Origin of the sequence: Bacillus mobilis (genome assembly GCF_001884045.1) — a bacterium.
GTDB classification, from domain to species: domain Bacteria; phylum Bacillota; class Bacilli; order Bacillales; family Bacillaceae_G; genus Bacillus_A; species Bacillus_A mobilis.
In genome coordinates, this window is the sequence record NZ_MACF01000025.1 from 1 (window position 1) to 14450 (window position 14450).

Here is a 14450-nt window from a genome sequence, read left to right on the forward strand (position 1 = left end):
TTTCGAACGTACGGATCAAAGTAATTAAAGCTTCCGTTTGTTCTTTTGTAATAGAATTGATTTTACAACTACGTGTTGTTTTCATCCTTTTCCCCCTTTTCATCACCTGAAAATATTATAGGTTGAATTCTGTAAAATATAAAACCTGTAATTGTAAATTTTTATAGTTTTTTATAGATTCTTATTTACTGTTATTGCATCATATTTTAGAAAATTCTGTATTTTAATAGTATAATAAGAGGAAGAAATAGACAATAAATAAATGCTTTTGAATGGGGGGCATTATGAAGAGAGTGTTATTCTTTTTCATCAGTATTTTCTTTTTAGGAAGCTGTTCACTTTCGTATGTTACTTTTTCTAGCGAGAGCAAAAGTTGGACGGGGCAATATAAAGGGTATATTAAGGATGACAGTGAAGATGGAATGTTTACGTTTCAATATAAGGGCGGAGATGGAAATACAGAATTTAAAAATTTAGAGATTGCTATTACTGAAACCTTTCGTACAATGACACAAACTTCAGAAGTTCATAAAGGAGCAAGAATTGAAATGAAGTCTTCTTGCGTAAGTTGTTCACCTCTTTCTAAAGATGAACCGATAGAAATTGTGATTAAATGGGATGATAAGTATGAAGAGAAGATGGTGTTAAATTTGAAATAGCCTAGAATAAGGAGTTAAAAATGAATAGGCATATGAAAAAATTAATGTTTTTAAGTGTATTTCTAATCATATTATCAGCGTGCACTACAAAACAAGTAGAGGTAAAAAAAGTAACTGAAGAAGGGTATGTCATAGTAAGAAATGACACGGTATTTTTCGTCAATGATAAAAAGTATGAAACAAAAATAGAGTTACAAAATTATATAGAACAACAAATGAATAAAGAGTATCCATCACATATAGTTTTGAGCTTTAAAGATAAAGGTGCATATAAACAGTTAAAAACAGGGGATAAAATAAAAGTATGGACTTCTCAAACACTTGAAAGCTATCCAGCAAAAATGATTGTAGAGAAGTTTGAAATATTAGAGAAACAGAAAAAGGCAGCAATTATGCTGCCTTTTTTCTTATTTTACAAATTGTAATTCTTTCGGGAATTTCGTTAAAATTTCTGATCCGTCTTTTGTGATGTAAATATCATCTTCAATACGAACGCCACCTACGTTTGGTACGTAAATACCTGGCTCGATTGTGAAGACCATACCTTCTTTTAATGGAGACTCGTTACCAGCTTTCACATCTGGATATTCGTGTACGCTAATTCCAAGTCCGTGACCAAGGCGGTGCGGGAAGAAGTCGCCGTAACCTGCATCTGCGATCACAGAACGAGCAGCGTTGTCGATTGCGCCAAGTGTAACACCTGGTTTACATGCTTCAACTGCTTGTAGTTGTCCAGCAAGTACAGTGTTATAAATGCGAGTTTGTTCTTCAGAAATGTCACCGAATGCTACTGTACGTGTAATGTCAGAGCAATAACCTTCAATGATTACACCTAAATCAAATAGTACGAAATCGCCGCGTTTCATTTTGTTTGCACCTGGAATACCGTGTGGAAGAGCAGAATTTGCACCTGCTAATACCATCGTATCAAATGACATTTTATGTATGCCTTTTGTTTTTAATTCGTGTTCAATAATTGCTAGTACTTCTAGCTCGCTACGATCTTCTTTAATTGCATTTACACCAACTTCAACAGCGTAGTCCGCCATTTTAGCTGCTTCGCGTAAAATAGAAAGTTCTTTTTCATCTTTAATTAAACGAAGTTCACGAACTTTTTCTTCAGCTGATTTGAACGCTGCATTTGGGAATAGTTTTGTTAATTCTTCGTAACGTTCTACGTTTAAATGTTCTTTTTCAATCGCAACTGCGTTTGCATTGATACCACGGTCTTTAATTGCTTTTGCAATCATATCCCATGGTCTGTCAGTATCAGTAAATCCGATAATTTCATGTGCCCAGCCAGCGTTACGTGCTTGACCTTCTTCCATTTTAGGACAAATTAAAATAGGTTCTTTTTCTTGGAATACAAACATACCAAGCAGTCTTTCGTGTGGCTCACAGTGGAAGTTTGTCATGTAGAAAACGTTTGGTGTAGAAGTTAAGAACGCAGCTTCTACGTTTTTTTCTTTTAGCCATTGCATTAAATTTTCTAATCTAGCATTCATCGATTGGCACCCCCGAGATATTTAATTACAAATATAACTTTACATCGGAGGAAAGCGTTATGACAAGTAAATAGATGTTAGAAAAGACAGGGAATTGAAAAATCATGTAGAATAAAAAGTGAGAATGTGAATAGGGGAGGAATGTAATAATGAAAGTATCTTATCATGGACATTCAGTTGTAAAGATTGAAACGAATGGAAAAGTGATTTTAATTGACCCATTTTTAACTGGAAATCCGACAACGGATTTAAAGGCTGAAGATGTAAAAGTAGATGCGATTCTTTTATCGCATGGACATGGAGATCATGTTGGAGATACAGTAGAGCTTGCGAAGAAAAATAATGCGGTTGTTGTGGCACCATTTGAACTAGCGACCTTTTTAAGTTGGCAAGGTGTGAATACACATCCGATGCATATTGGTGGTTCGCATGAATTTGACTTCGGAAAAGTGAAGTTTACACAAGCATTCCACGGTTCTAGTTATATTGATGAAGAAAATAAGACGATTACATATACAGGTATGCCAGCAGGAATTTTATTTACAGCAGAAGAGAAAACTGTGTACCATGCAGGAGATACCGCTCTATTCTCTGATATGAAATTAATTGGGGAACTGAACAACGTTGATATAGCATTTTTACCAATTGGTGATAATTTCACAATGGGACCAGAAGATGCTGTTTTAGCAGCGAAATGGGTTCAAGCGAAAACTGTTGTACCGATGCATTACAATACGTTCCCAGTAATTGAACAAGACCCATATCAATTTGTAGAAAAGCTACAAAATTGTACAGGGGAAGTATTAGAAGCTGGAGAAAGTATTACACTATAGAAAAGAAACCCTTCATTTGAAAAGACAAGTGAAGGGTTTTTTACGTGTGTAGGACAGCTTTTAAAGTTTGTACTTGTTTTGGTGATTCTTTTCTTTTTGGAAGTGGCTGTTCAGGTGTTTCATTCAATGCCATTGCAACTTTTTTCCCGTCTACGAAAGCTAAAAATACAGCACCTACAACTTCTAATAATTTTTTCATCATGTATCCGCTCCTTTGTTTCATTTCTTGTCTTCATTGTATATTGAAGCAGCTGGACAAACTATCGAACGAGATGACAATACCATTACATTGTTGTAATAGAAGAAGTAGTATAATGTAAGGCGTATTTTGTTATAAAAAAAATAGTACAGACATACAAAGAGAGAGTGTAACAGTTTTGAAAATATAGTATACTGAAAATACAACACATGAAGAATTTAGGGAAAAGAAAGTATGGTGAAACCATTTGGCTACCAAGCATAACCAAATTTTAGAACATATTAATGGCCTGCCAGTAGGGCATAAAATTTCTGTAAGGCAAATTGCGAAAGATTTGAGTGTAAGTGAAGGGACAGCTTACCGTGCAATTAAAGATGCAGAAAATAAAGGATATGTTAGTACAATTGAACGTGTCGGAACAATTCGAATTGAACAAAAGAAGAAAGAGAATATTGAAAAGCTGACATATGCAGAAGTCGTTAACATTGTCGATGGTCAAGTACTTGGGGGCAGAGAAGGACTACATAAAACGTTAAATAAGTTCGTAATTGGGGCAATGAAATTAGAAGCGATGATGCGCTATACAGAAGCTGGGAACTTACTTATTATCGGTAACCGTACGAACGCACATCAATTAGCGTTAGAAGCCGGAGCTGCGGTATTGATTACGGGTGGATTTGATACGGAAGATCATGTGAAGAAATTAGCAGATGAATTAAAGCTGCCGATTATTTCAAGTAGTTACGATACATTTACAGTTGCGACGTTAATTAACCGCGCAATTTACGATCAGCTTATTAAGAAAGAAATAGTACTCGTTGAAGATATTTTAACACCAATTGAAGAGACGCTATATTTAAAACCAGGTGATACAGTACAGCAATGGCATGCGTATAACGAAGAGACGATGCACGGAAGATATCCAATTGTTGATGAAAATAAAAAGGTATTAGGTATTGTAACTTCAAAAGATATGATTGGTGTAGCGAAAGAAACACCAATTGATAAAGTGATGACAAAACATCCAATTACGGTAAATGGAAAAATGTCTGTCGCGGCTGCGGCACGTATGATGGTGTGGGAAGGTATTGAGTTACTTCCTGTTGTGGATGAAGGAAATAAACTGCAAGGTATTATTAGCCGTCAAGATGTACTTCAGGCGTTGCAAATGATTCAGCGTCAACCACAAGTCGGGGAAACAATCGATGATATTGTAACGAATCAATTCATGACACCGAAAGAAGCAAAAAATGAACATCTATATCAATTTTCAGTGACGCCGCAAATGACCAATTCAATCGGAACGTTATCTTACGGTGTATTCACAACGATTGTGACGGAAGCAACGAACCGTGTTATTCGTGCGCAAAAGAAAAGTGATTTAATTGTTGAGAACTTAACAATTTATTTCGTAAAACCAGTTCAAATTGACAATGTTGTATCGGTTCATCCGAAAGTATTAGAAATTGGACGTAAATTTGGTAAGGTGGATGTAGAAGTACATCATGAAGGTAATGTTGTCGGGAAAGCATTACTTATGGTGCAGTTGATCGATAAATAAAAAGATGGAGCAAGCCGCTTTGGTTTGTTCCATTTTTTTATTTAAAAGGATAGAAACAAAAATAAATAGCGTATCATTTCATATTTATAATAAAAGACTAAAAAATTTGAAGATGTGGAAATGGAATAGCGATAAGGAGGAAGCGAATGGACGGAATCATTTTCTTTTTAGTGGTCGTATGTTTCATCATTATGCATGTGTTAACGCATAGAAGAATGAATGCTATTAAAAAGAGGCTGTATTTTGTAAGTTTAACTCTTGCTAGTGTGGGCGCCTTTATTCCTATATCAGGAGAAAATGAGCCGGACTTTCTTTACTTTGGTATACCAGCTGAAACGTTTGTTTATTATGGTGGATGGGAAATTTCGTTTAATCCATTAGGCTTTTTCTTTAACTTTATTTTGTTTTATTGGGTTTTGAAGTTAATGCTTAAGCTATGTAAGAGTTCGGATAGAGAAGTGAAAAAATAGAAGGATATGTATCAATGTGGATAGAAAATTGGTTGTTAGTCGATTACGCTACTAATCGTTAAAAGATAACAATCGTGGAGTTGGATAGGGAAATGATTCTTCACTATATGAACTAGGGGGAAAAGAATGGATTTTCACACTAAAGAGCAGTTATGTAAGCAATATAATTTAAATAGTCTTACGGAAGTTTCATTGTTGCATGGGGGAGAAAATCAAACATATATATTCGAATCGGGCAAAAATAAATTTGTAGTTAGGCAGTATAGAGAAGGACGTTATATAGCAGAGCAAATAGAGGCTGAAATACATTGGTTATTAGCGATGCAAAAACAAATGCTAGTACCAGAAGTAGTTGCAAATAAAAATGGTGATTGGATCACATCTGTTATGAAAGATGAGGGAAGTATTCGGTATTTTGTTGTCTTTAGGTTTATAAACGGAAGTGAAATTTTAGAACCAAGGGATAAGGACTATGAAAAACTGGGGTCACTAATGCGAATGTTTCATGAAAAAACAAATGAAGTGCTCAAAAGAGTGCCGCAAACTTGGAGAGGTTACGAAAGGCCAATATATAGTGAGCAAAAGCTAATTCACGAGCCTTTACAGCGATTACTAAATGTTTCATTTCTATCGCATGCTGATAAGCATAAATGCATGAAAATTGCAGAAAGAATACAAGAGCTCACAAATTCAACTCAACTAGGAGAAAAACAATTTGTTCATGGTGATATGCATTTTGGTAATGTTCTTGTAGACAAAGAGGATTGGTATGTACTTGATTTTGATGAATGTGGATTTGGGTATAAAGAGTTTGATATTGGTGTTCCGAGATTACATTTAATTGCTTCGGGACAGTTAGAAGACGTATGGGGGAATTTCATGATGGGATATGGGGAAAATATTTCGGAAGCAGCCATTCGACTTGGGACTGCCTCAAGAATTTTTTATATGGCGGGAAAGATTCCGTTAAGGCTTGATATCGAGCCTATTAGAAAAGATCCCGGTGCTTTTACTCGGCGATATGTTCAGTATGCTGAAAAAGAGTTATGTGGAGAGACGGTTATATAAAGAAGACAGAATAGTGATTTAATTAGGCTATATATTATGTTATAATTGTATTGTAAGAAAATGGATTCCGGGAAGGTGGTATGCAATATGTCATCAGAAGTGCTCTTTTTTGGTGGAATCGCACTATTTTACTTTCTTGTGATGATCCCGTTTCAATATTTATACTTACAAGGATTGCATGAAAAGAAGAAACGAACGGGATTATCTCAGCGAGAACTGTATGAAAAAATGTCTTTTGAGGAAGAACAATTACATTTTCACGTACAAGGAAATCCCTTTAATATACCATCTGCGTTTGTCGCATATATGATTTTAAAAGTTAGGGGACGTAAAAAAGCATCACAATATTGATGCTTTTTTTACGTTGCTTCAGACAGATTCAGCTTCTTCAACGGCTAATGGTAAGAAATGTTTGTATTGGCGAAATCCATTAAATACACTTGCACTACCAAATAGAACAAATAAAACACCAACGATAATACGAGCGGTTGAAAGTTCTAAAAAGAATTGGTTTATCCCGAAGAATAAGACGAATGAACCGAGTGCCATTGCGGATTTTCCTGAGAGCCAACCTTTCTCCATTGGGCGGTTTGTACGAAAGTATTTTGTTTTGTAGAAGAGGTACAACATAAATGAGACGATAATACAGAAGACTAATACTGGCATAATGCACACTCCCATCGCTTTGTAAAAATAATAGTGGCGAAAAAAGAAATATCTAAACTTTCTAACTTTTATTATAAAGCAATTGTTCGCATGTATGAAATACTTTCCGTTATAATGGAAGATAAAGTGAAGAAGTTGAGTAAAAAGGAGATTATACATATGCATGAGCAAATTTTAGGAGCAATTAAAGAGTTTGATACAATTATTATTCATCGCCATGTGCGTCCAGATCCAGATGCGTTAGGTTCACAGGGCGGTCTTGGTACCATTCTACAAGAATCGTTTCCAGAGAAAAATATTTATACGGTTGGGTACAATGAACCGTCACTAGCATATTTACGAGTAATGGATGATATTGAAGATAGTGTATATGAAAATGCACTTGTTATCGTATGCGATACTGCGAACCAAGAACGTGTTGACGATCAACGCTATGCAAAAGGGAAGATGTTAATTAAAATTGACCATCATCCAAATGAAGATCCGTACGGAGATATTACGTGGGTAGATACGACAGCAAGTTCTACAAGTGAAATGATTTATGAGTTTTACAGTTATGGAAAAGATAAAGGATTACAGATAACAAAAGAAGCAGCGCGTCTTATTTTAGCGGGTATTGTTGGGGATACAGGTCGTTTCTTATTCCCGAATACAACAGCGAAAACACTTCGTTATGTAAGTGAGCTTGTTGATATGGATGTGAAATTCACAGATTTATACAATGAAATGTATAAGACGAAAGAAAAGATTGCTCGTTTAAACGGCTATATTTTACAAAACTTTACGATGGTAGAAGAAGGAGCAGCTTACATTAAATTAACGAAAGAAGTATTAGAAAAGTTTGATGTACTTCCTTCTGAGGCATCTGGCGTTGTTGGAGCACTTGGTAATATTGATGGATTAAAGTCGTGGGTTCTATTTTTAGAGGAAGACGATGTGATTCGTGTTCGTCTTCGTTCAAAAGGACCAGTGATAAATAAATTAGCAATGCAATATAATGGCGGAGGGCATCCGATGGCTTCCGGTGCAAAAGCATCTTCTTGGGAAGAAGCGGATCGTCTTTTTGCTGATTTACGTGAGCTGTGTAGATAAGAGATTATATATGAAAACGAAAAGAAGGAGCGGCGCTAAAGTCCTCCTTCTTTATTTTTCTTTCTCTATAGTAATGCTAATTTCAAGCACGGTATCAAAAGATATTGTATCGACTTTAAAGCGGTATAGACGATCGTAATGTTTATACGTTTTATTTTCGATTGCTTTTTTGAGCAGGTCTTTATTTTTTGCGATACTTTGTATGTTTTTCGTTAAAAGGTGCTGGAGGTCATTATGAATAGAAGTGGTCATATTTTCGAGTGTAAGATTGTCTAAATCGTATTTTTCTCGATTAATTATTTTTATTTTAATCTCTTGAATAGTTAAGAGTCGTTTATTTTCTGTATTCAATTTTTCTTGATCTTCGAGAAGGACGTGGAGCTTTGCTTCTTGTTTTTCTATAATTTCTCGTTGCTCTGCTATTTTACTAGCTTGTTCTTCTTGAAAAACACCGTATATGTACAAAAAAATAAACCAGCTCAACACGCCTCCAACAGCAGCACCAGCTAAAACTAAATACCATTTTTTTGCTGTATTGGCACTTGGTACTCTCATACATGTTCCTGCGTTAGCCATTTAATAATAGTAAGACCTGTTTGCATACCACCCGTTGCGAAAAAAATAAGGAGAATTTGTTTTACGATATCTTTCATATCTCCGCCAAAGAAACTTCTTTCAAAGCTGTAAAAAGTATCAAATGTTCCGCCAATTGCTGCAACGAGTGCCCAAATCCTTAAATTTTGGGCGAATTGATTAATGTAGGTTAGAGTTGGTTTTCCGATAAGAAATGCACCAAAGCCGCCAATTAATGAACCACCGAGTATAACTCCAAAGGCAATAAAATAACTAATAATAAGCAGAGAGAAAAAAGTGTGTTCTCTTACATCCATCGTCATTCCCCTTTCTTCTTCATATATATGGACAAAGTATAAGAAGTATGTTTTGATTTCCGCTTTCCTCATCACCTATAATAAAAGTAGTCAAATTGGTAAAGAGAGGGTACAACAGTGAAGTTTGTGCATTTACAATGTCAAACCGTTTTTAGTTTATTAAAAAGTGCTTGTAAAATTGATGAGCTAGTAGTCAGGGCAAAAGAACTTGGTTTTTCATCACTGGCTATTACGGATGAAAATGTTATGTATGGCGTTATTCCGTTTTATAAAGCATGTAAGAAACATGGTATACAGCCTATTATCGGCTTAACAGCTTCTATTTTTAGTGAAGAAGATGAAAAATCTTATCCGCTTGTTTTACTTGCTGAAAATGAAATAGGCTATCAAAATTTATTAAAGATTTCTAGTAGCATTATGACGAAGTCAAAAGAAGGTATTCCGAAAAAGTGGCTTGCCCATTATGCGAAAGGATTAATTGCAATTTCTCCAGGTAAAGATGGAGAAATTGAACAATTATTATTAGAAGACAAAGAGAGTGAAGCTGAAGAAGTAGCTCGCATGTACCAAAGTATGTTCGGTAATTTTTATATGAGTTTGCAGCATCATGCGATTCAAGATGAACTGCTTCTGCAAGAGAAATTACCTGCATTTATGAGTAGGATAAATGTTCCAGTTGTTGCAACAAACGATGTACGCTACATCAATCAAAGTGACGCACTTGTTCATGAGTGCTTATTATCTGTTGAAAGTGGATCGAAAATGACGGATCCAGATAGACCGAGGCTGAAAACAGATCAATATTATTTAAAATCATCAGATGAAATGGAAGCACTATTTTCTCACGTAGAAGAGGCGATTTACAATACAGTAGAAATTGCAGAACGTTGCAGAGTAGAAATACCGTTTCATGTAAATCAATTACCGAAATTTCCTGTTCCAGCTAACGAGACGAATGATATGTATTTACGCCGTGTTTGTGAAGAAGGGTTGCAGAAACGTTATGGTACGCCGAAGGAAGTACATATCCAGCGTTTAAATCATGAATTAAACGTTATTTCTAGTATGGGGTTTAGTGATTATTTCCTCATCGTATGGGATTTTATGAAGTATGCGCATGAAAATCATATTTTAACAGGACCAGGACGTGGATCGGCAGCTGGCTCACTCGTTTCTTACGTATTAGAAATTACAGATATCGATCCAATTGAATATGATCTATTATTTGAAAGGTTTTTAAACCCCGAACGTGTGACACTTCCAGATATTGATATCGATTTTCCAGATATAAGACGTGATGAGATGATTCGATATGTGAAAGATAAATATGGTCAGCTTCGTGTTGCACAAATCGTAACGTTTGGGACGCTTGCAGCAAAAGCAGCAATTAGAGATATTGCGCGTGTAATGGGGCTTCCGCCGCGAGATATTGACATATTCTCAAAGCTTATCCCATCAAAGCTTGGTATAACGTTAAAAGATGCATATGAGGAATCGCAATCACTCCGTGAGTTCATACAAGGGAATCTTCTTCATGAGCGTGTGTTTGAAATTGCAAAACGTGTAGAAGGCTTACCCCGTCATACGTCTATTCATGCAGCTGGCGTTATTATGAGCCAAGAGCCGTTAACAGGAAGTGTTGCAATTCAAGAAGGGCATAACGATGTGTATGTGACGCAATATCCAGCTGATGCATTAGAAGAACTTGGTTTGTTAAAGATGGACTTTTTAGGATTACGTAATTTAACGTTACTTGAAAATATTATAAAGTTTATCGTGAAAAAAACGGGGACACAAATTGATATAAGAAATTTACCACTTCAAGATGAAAAAACGTTCCAATTGTTAGGTAGAGGGGATACAACAGGTGTATTCCAGCTTGAATCAGGTGGTATGCGAAATGTACTTCGTGGGTTAAAACCGAATGAATTTGAAGATATTGTCGCTGTTAACTCGTTATATAGACCAGGCCCAATGGAACAAATTCCGACCTTTATTGAATCAAAGCATGGAAAAAGAAAAATTGAATATTTACATCCGGACTTAAAGCCAATTTTAGAAAGAACGTACGGTGTAATTGTATATCAAGAACAAATTATGCAAATTGCGTCGAAATTAGCAGGATTCTCGCTCGGAGAAGCAGATTTATTACGCCGTGCAGTGAGTAAAAAAAATCGTGATATTTTAGATCAGGAACGTAAGCATTTTGTGCAAGGTTGTTTACAAAATGGTTATGACGAGACATCTGCAGAGAAAATTTACGATTTAATTGTAAGATTTGCGAATTACGGTTTTAACAGAAGTCACGCAGTTGCCTACAGTATGATTGGATATCAGCTTGCCTACTTAAAAGCGAATTATACGCTGGAATTTATGACAGCACTATTATCAAGTGCAATTGGAAATGAAGATAAGATTGTGCAGTATATACGAGAAACGAAGCGGAAAGGTTTTCACGTTTTGCCGCCGTCTCTTCAGAGGAGTGGTTATAATTTCCAAATAGAAGGCAATGCGATACGTTACAGCTTACTTTCCATTCGAAACATCGGAATGGCTACAGTGACAGCATTACTCGAGGAACGAGAGAAAAAAATGTTTGAAGATTTATTTGAATTTTGTCTTCGCATGCCATCAAAGTTTGTAACAGAGCGAAATTTAGAGGCGTTTGTCTGGTCTGGATGTTTTGATGATTTTGGTGTTTCGAGAACGAATTTATCGAAAAGTCTTAAAGGAGCGTTAGAGTATGCAAATCTTGCACGTGATCTAGGAGATGCTGTTCCGAAATCGAAATACGTACAAGGAGAAGAGCTCTCTTTTATTGAACAGTTAAATAAAGAAAAGGAAGCATTAGGTTTTTATTTATCAAGCTATCCGACAGCGCAGTATGTAAAGTTAGCGAAAGAATTAGAAATTCCATCTCTCGCTCAAGCGATGCGGCATAAGAAAAAAGTACAAAGAGCGATCGTGTATATAACAAGCGTGAGAGTAATTCGTACGAAAAAGTTGCAAAAGATGGCGTTTATTACATTTTGTGATCAAAATGATGAAATGGAAGCAGTTCTTTTCCCAGAAACGTATATACATTTCTCAGATAAGTTACAAGAAGGCGCAATTGTATTAGTTGACGGCATGATTGAGCTTAGAAATCATAAGTTGCAATGGATTGTAAATGGGCTATATCCGTTAGAAGAAATGGATGTGTATGAAGAAAAGAAAGACGCATCTGTTTACGTGAAATTGCCGTCTCAGTATGAGAAAAAGTTGTTAAATCAGGTTACTAAAATATTGTTTGACTATTCGGGTTTTGCGAAAGTACTAATTTATTATGAAAAGGAACATAAAATGGTACAATTATCACGAAGTTTATCGATTCATCCAAGTGAAGAATGTTTAGGAGCACTTCGTGAAATTGTCGGGGAAGAAAATGTGGTTGTGAAAATATAATGGACAATTTCCCTACACTTCGATTATTATAGTAGTAGTGTTCGTGGTCAGACCACTTGGAGAAATTGATATCAGCTAGAATAATTTGAGGAGAGTGGATAGTTTGTCAACACTTCGTGAAGAAGCACTTCACATGCATAAAGTGCATCAAGGAAAATTAGAAACTGTATCAAAAGTAAAAGTAGAAAATGCAAAAGATTTAAGTCTTGCATATTCTCCAGGGGTTGCAGAGCCTTGTAAAGAAATTTATGACGATAAAAGTAAGGTATATGAATATACGATGAAGGGAAATATGGTAGCAGTTGTGACTGATGGAACGGCTGTACTTGGTCTTGGTAACATTGGACCTGAAGCATCTCTTCCAGTAATGGAAGGTAAAGCTGTATTATTCAAGAGCTTTGCTGGTGTAGATGCATTCCCGATTGCCTTAAATACAAACGATGTAGATAAAATTGTTGAAACTGTAAAATTAATGGAGCCAACTTTTGGCGGCGTTAACTTAGAGGATATCGCAGCACCAAACTGCTTCATTATTGAAGAACGTTTGAAAAAAGAAACAAATATTCCTATCTTCCATGATGATCAACACGGAACAGCTATCGTAACAGTAGCAGGTCTTGTGAACGCGCTAAAATTAGTTGGAAAGAAAATGTCTGACATTAAAGTTGTCGCAAATGGCGCAGGTGCAGCAGGTATTGCAATTATTAAACTTTTATATCGCTATGGTGTACGCGACATTATTATGTGTGACCGTAAAGGTGCGATCTATGAGGGTCGTCCTACAGGTATGAATCCTGTGAAGGATGAAGTTGCAAAATATACAAATAAGAATCGTATCGAAGGTTCTTTAGCTGATGTTGTACAAGGTGCGGACGTATTCATTGGTGTATCTGCAGAAGGTGCATTAACAGAAGAGATGGTTCGTACAATGAATGACGATGCAATTATTTTTGCAATGGCGAATCCAGTTCCAGAAATTATGCCAGAATTGGCAAAAGCAGCGGGCGCAGCTGTTGTTGGAACGGGTCGTTCTGACTTCGCAAACCAAGTAAATAATGTACTAGCGTTCCCTGGTATTTTCCGTGGTGCACTTGACGTACATGCGACACAAATTAACGAAGAAATGAAGATGGCAGCTGTACAGGCTATTGCTGAGCTTGTAGCAGAAGATGAGTTGAATGCAGACTATATCATTCCTGCACCGTTTGACGCGCGTGTAGCGCCTCAAGTGGCAGCTTACGTTGCGAAAGCTGCAATGGAGACAGGAGTAGCTCGCCGTCAAGTAGATCCAAATGAGATTGCTGAGAAAACAAAACAATTAGCGCTGATTGGTAAAGAATAAGCGAGGAATTTCCATTGACATCATCAAATACAAAAGTATATCTCGAAATTGTAAAAAAAATCCGTTCCATTATGGAAGAAGATGGATTGGTGGCGGGGGATCGTTTGCCGTCTGAACGTGAGTTAAGTTCACGTTTAAACGTAGGGCGTTCCTCTGTAAGAGAAGCATTGCGTGCTTTAGAACTGGTAGGATTGATTGAAACGAGACGTGGTGAAGGGACGTTTATTCGAAACTTTTACGATAACGGTCTTGTACAATTGATTGCGCCGTTCTTACTGCAAGATGAGAAAACAATTCGTGATTTATTACAAACAAAACGATTGCTTGAGAAAGATATGATTCGAATTGTATGTAATTTACCGAAAGAAACGTTTTCTAAAGTGCTAAGTAAATTACACAAAGTACTTGAAGAAAATGAAAACTCAATTCCAATGCTTCATCAAACGTTCTTTAAAACACTTATTGAACAAGTCGATAATTATTTACTTTATCGCATTTGGATGATCGTAAATGATTACGTATCAACTCTTTCTTGTAAAGTTTCAGGAGATTCTATCGATATGTATAGAAAGCTTTATGCTACTTTGGAAGAAAAGCAAGAAAATGATGCGCTAAAAATTTACGATGAATTAGTAGAGAATATACAGTTTCACTCGTAATGTATAAAATTTGTCGAAATGACCATGACACGTTATGACAAACATTCTATCGCGTAGCGGTT

The 14450-nt window shown here is 36.1% G+C and carries 16 protein-coding genes and 1 pseudogene; 11 read left to right on the forward strand and 6 right to left on the reverse strand.

All coding sequences use genetic code 11. From position 1 onward, the window contains the following. A pseudogene (locus BAQ44_RS01935) lies at positions 1-85 on the reverse strand (transposase); the annotation flags it as partial. A gap of 199 nt (positions 86-284) precedes the next feature. On the opposite strand from BAQ44_RS01935, the gene BAQ44_RS01940 reads away from it, so the two are divergent. Then, on the forward strand, positions 285-659 hold the full coding sequence (locus BAQ44_RS01940) for a hypothetical protein (protein WP_071720467.1): 375 nt from the start codon (positions 285-287) through the stop codon (positions 657-659). A gap of 20 nt (positions 660-679) precedes the next feature. Continuing rightward, positions 680-1084, forward strand: coding sequence for a DUF3221 domain-containing protein (locus BAQ44_RS01945; RefSeq protein WP_071720469.1), 405 nt, complete (start codon positions 680-682; stop codon positions 1082-1084). On the opposite strand, the gene pepQ is transcribed toward BAQ44_RS01945, so the two are convergent. Then, positions 1067-2164 (reverse strand): Xaa-Pro dipeptidase, encoded by a 1098-nt coding sequence (gene pepQ, locus BAQ44_RS01950; RefSeq protein WP_000994028.1) that lies wholly within the window; start codon positions 2162-2164, stop codon positions 1067-1069. The genes BAQ44_RS01945 and pepQ overlap by 18 nt on opposite strands. Positions 2165-2313: 149 nt before the next feature. Between pepQ and BAQ44_RS01955 the strand changes: the two genes are divergently transcribed. Next, positions 2314-2997 carry a metal-dependent hydrolase gene (locus BAQ44_RS01955; protein WP_071720476.1) on the forward strand — a complete coding sequence of 228 codons (684 nt, stop codon included), beginning with the start codon at positions 2314-2316 and terminating at the stop codon, positions 2995-2997. A gap of 40 nt (positions 2998-3037) precedes the next feature. Here the strand turns inward: BAQ44_RS01955 and BAQ44_RS30950 are convergent, their stop codons facing one another. After that, positions 3038-3199 carry a hypothetical protein gene (locus BAQ44_RS30950; RefSeq protein ID WP_071720478.1) on the reverse strand — a complete coding sequence of 54 codons (162 nt, stop codon included), beginning with the start codon at positions 3197-3199 and terminating at the stop codon, positions 3038-3040. Between the two features lie 244 nt (positions 3200-3443). On the opposite strand from BAQ44_RS30950, the gene BAQ44_RS01965 reads away from it, so the two are divergent. The 4 genes from BAQ44_RS01965 to BAQ44_RS01980 all read left to right on the forward strand — a co-directional run bounded on the left by BAQ44_RS01965 (position 3444) and on the right by BAQ44_RS01980 (position 6646). Further along, positions 3444-4757 (forward strand): CBS domain-containing protein, encoded by a 1314-nt coding sequence (locus BAQ44_RS01965; protein WP_071720480.1) that lies wholly within the window; start codon positions 3444-3446, stop codon positions 4755-4757. Between the two features lie 146 nt (positions 4758-4903). Further along, positions 4904-5227, forward strand: a complete 324-nt coding sequence (locus tag BAQ44_RS01970; RefSeq protein WP_063262643.1) for a hypothetical protein — start codon at positions 4904-4906, stop codon at positions 5225-5227. A 126-nt stretch (positions 5228-5353) separates the two neighbouring features. Next, on the forward strand, positions 5354-6295 hold the full coding sequence (locus BAQ44_RS01975; RefSeq protein WP_071720482.1) for a phosphotransferase enzyme family protein: 942 nt from the start codon (positions 5354-5356) through the stop codon (positions 6293-6295). 87 nt (positions 6296-6382) lie between these two features. Further along, positions 6383-6646, forward strand: coding sequence for a DUF3949 domain-containing protein (locus BAQ44_RS01980; RefSeq protein WP_061677033.1), 264 nt, complete (start codon positions 6383-6385; stop codon positions 6644-6646). An 18-nt stretch (positions 6647-6664) separates the two neighbouring features. On the opposite strand, the gene BAQ44_RS01985 is transcribed toward BAQ44_RS01980, so the two are convergent. After that, positions 6665-6961: a YtpI family protein gene (locus BAQ44_RS01985; protein WP_001144772.1), complete on the reverse strand. Its 297-nt coding sequence runs from the start codon at positions 6959-6961 to the stop codon at positions 6665-6667. A gap of 159 nt (positions 6962-7120) precedes the next feature. Between BAQ44_RS01985 and BAQ44_RS01990 the strand changes: the two genes are divergently transcribed. Continuing rightward, complete coding sequence (locus BAQ44_RS01990; RefSeq protein ID WP_071720484.1) at positions 7121-8053, forward strand: DHH family phosphoesterase; 933 nt, start codon at positions 7121-7123, stop codon at positions 8051-8053. A 51-nt stretch (positions 8054-8104) separates the two neighbouring features. Here BAQ44_RS01990 and ytrI read toward each other — a convergent pair whose 3' ends face one another. Both ytrI and ytrH read right to left on the reverse strand, forming a co-directional pair. After that, positions 8105-8608 carry a sporulation membrane protein YtrI gene (ytrI, locus tag BAQ44_RS01995; RefSeq protein ID WP_061677035.1) on the reverse strand — a complete coding sequence of 168 codons (504 nt, stop codon included), beginning with the start codon at positions 8606-8608 and terminating at the stop codon, positions 8105-8107. After that, positions 8605-9018 (reverse strand): sporulation membrane protein YtrH, encoded by a 414-nt coding sequence (gene ytrH / locus BAQ44_RS02000; RefSeq protein ID WP_073516695.1) that lies wholly within the window; start codon positions 9016-9018, stop codon positions 8605-8607. The genes ytrI and ytrH overlap by 4 nt, the downstream gene beginning before the upstream one ends. 42 nt (positions 9019-9060) lie before the next feature. Between ytrH and dnaE the strand changes: the two genes are divergently transcribed. The 3 genes from dnaE (at position 9061) to BAQ44_RS02015 (ending at position 14388) form a co-directional block, all read left to right on the forward strand. Continuing rightward, a complete protein-coding gene (dnaE, locus tag BAQ44_RS02005) occupies positions 9061-12387 on the forward strand; it encodes a DNA polymerase III subunit alpha (protein WP_063262646.1) in 3327 nt (1108 codons plus the stop codon). A gap of 133 nt (positions 12388-12520) precedes the next feature. Continuing rightward, positions 12521-13729, forward strand: coding sequence for an NADP-dependent malic enzyme (ystJ, locus tag BAQ44_RS02010; protein WP_168216092.1), 1209 nt, complete (start codon positions 12521-12523; stop codon positions 13727-13729). A gap of 14 nt (positions 13730-13743) precedes the next feature. After that, a complete protein-coding gene (locus BAQ44_RS02015; RefSeq protein ID WP_061677038.1) occupies positions 13744-14388 on the forward strand; it encodes a FadR/GntR family transcriptional regulator in 645 nt (214 codons plus the stop codon). Positions 14389-14450: the final 62 nt, after the last annotated feature.